Raw genomic sequence first — 2,199 nt, forward strand, 5'->3', positions numbered from 1 at the left:
ACACGAAGGCCTCCTGGTTGGCGGAGCGGTTCCTAGACAGCTCCACTCCACAACCGGAGGCCTTCGTCATCCAGCAGATTCACGCCGTGTCGTCACACGACCTCAACCAACCTCCCTGGGCAGTACACCTAGGCCCTCCCCAACGGCCGTACGCCGGGAAATCCGGATCTCCGCCGGCGCGGCGCGACCTACGACGACCGACCCGGCCGGTCCGTGCGCCCCGACGGGCCGCCGGGTGGCCGCTCGGCGGCCGGGAAGCGTCCGGCGAACGCGTGGTAGACCGGGGTGCCCGGCAGGCCGTCGCGGATGGCGAACACCACCCGGTCGAAGCGGTCCACCGCGCGCAGCGCGTCGGCGAACGCGCCGGCCACGGTCGCCGGGTCGTTGCGGAAGACCCCGCACCCCCACGCGCCCAGCACGATCGTCCGGTGTCCGTGCGCGGCGGCGACCTCCAGCACCCGACGGGCCCGCCGGGAGAGCACCACCGGCACGTCGGCGGTGTACTCGGGCTGGTTACGGACGATCGCGCCGAGGTTCGGCGCCGCGGCGGTCAGGAGCGACGTCCGGTACGGCTCGTCGAGCAGAACGCCCTTGTCGTCGCGGAACACCGGCACGCCCGGCGAGTAGATCACCCGGTCGCTGTAGCGCAGGTCCCGCTGGTCCCGGTGGAAGGCGTAGAAGTCCGGCGCGGCGAGCAGGCACGGGTACAGCGCCGACGAGCGGGCGATGCTCTCCTCCTGCGCCTGCGCGCCGCCGAGGAACCCACCACCCGGATTCTTCGCCGACGCGAACACCAGGGCTGCCGCACCGGGCCCGAGCCGCTGGGCGGCCTGCAACGTGGTCTCGTACGTCACCTCGACGACGCCGGCGCCCGCCACCGCGCCCGGTGGGCCGAGCACCTCGTCGGGCAGGTGGTGACGGGTGCCGGTGACGGCGGCGCGTACCGCCTCGCCGATGTCGACCTCGGCGCCGGAGCCCGGGCGGTACCGTCCCGACTCGGCGATCGCCACCGACTGCCGGGCGATCTCCCGCAGGCGGCTGCTCACCGGCGCGCCCGCCGCGTGGCGAGGGTGGGGGTCTGCACAGCCAGCAGGCTAGGCAGGCGAGTTGCCCCCGGCAACCGGAATTCCGGCCCGCCCGGAGACCGCCGACGGCCCGCCACGGTTCACCGCCGAGGCGCCCGCACCGTCATCGGGACGCTTCGGTGGCGCGGGAGCGCCAGAGCAACCACACGAAGTAGGGCGTACCGATCATGGCGATGACCAGGCCGGCGGGGATCTGGGCGGGGGCGATGACGGTACGACCGAGGGTGTCGGCGACGCTGACCAGCAACGCGCCGAGCAGCGCCGCGACCGGTAGGACCCGGGTGTGCCGGCCGCCGACGAGCGCCCGGGCGATGTGCGGCGCCACCAGCCCGACGAATCCGATCACGCCGACGGCGGAGACCGCGGTCGAGGTGAGCAGCGCCGCCGCCCCGAGGGCGAGCAGCCTCGTTCGTTCCAGCCGGACGCCGAGCACCCGGGGGGTGTCGTCGTCGAGGGCGAGCAGGTCGAGTTCCCGCCGCGCCGCGACCACGGCCGGGGTGAGGACCAGCAGAGCGATCGCCACCGGCAGCACCTGGGTGGCGGTGCGTCCGTAGGTGGAGCCGGAGAGCCAGGTGAGCGCCTTGCCGGTGTTCCACGGGTCGTACGAGACGATCAGGAAGGTGATGAGGGCCAAGCCGCCCTGCCAGGCGCCGAAGCCGATCAGGACCAGCCGGTCCGAGCTGAGCCCGCCACGCCAGGCCAGCCCGTAGACGAGGGCGAAGGCGAGGACGGCGCCGAGCCCGGCGACGCCGGAGACGGCCCACACGCCGGCGAGCGGGACGAAGGTCAGCAGCGACACCGCGCCCAGGCCGGCGCCGGCGGTGATGCCGAGGATGCCCGGTTCGGCCAGCGGATTGCGGCAGACCGCCTGCACGGTGGTGCCGGCGACCGCGAGGGCCGCCCCGGACAACAACGCCGCGGCGACCCGCGGCCACCGTTGGTCCAGCACGAAGGTGTACGCGGGCCCGGTGTTCCCGTTGAGCCAGTTGACGACGTCGCCGAGGAGCACCCAGGTGTCACCGGCGAGCATGCCGACCAGCACCGCCGCGACGGCGAGCAGCGCGGCGACGGCGACCACCGAGCGGTGGAACGCCTGTCTCGTATACACCTCTGA

2 protein-coding genes are annotated in these 2,199 nt (G+C 73.9%); both read right to left on the minus strand.

All coding sequences use genetic code 11. The annotated features are described in order from the left end of the window. Positions 1-188 precede the first annotated feature (188 nt). Positions 189-1,046, minus strand: a complete 858-nt coding sequence (locus E1211_RS31805; RefSeq protein WP_132353901.1) for a TIGR02452 family protein — start codon at positions 1,044-1,046, stop codon at positions 189-191. A gap of 142 nt (positions 1,047-1,188) precedes the next feature. Beyond that, the coding region (locus E1211_RS31810; protein ID WP_165947389.1) for an iron chelate uptake ABC transporter family permease subunit at positions 1,189-2,199 on the minus strand (1,011 nt) is incomplete at its 5' end.

Origin of the sequence: Micromonospora sp. 15K316 (genome assembly GCF_004348525.1) — a bacterium.
Taxonomy (GTDB): domain Bacteria; phylum Actinomycetota; class Actinomycetes; order Mycobacteriales; family Micromonosporaceae; genus Micromonospora.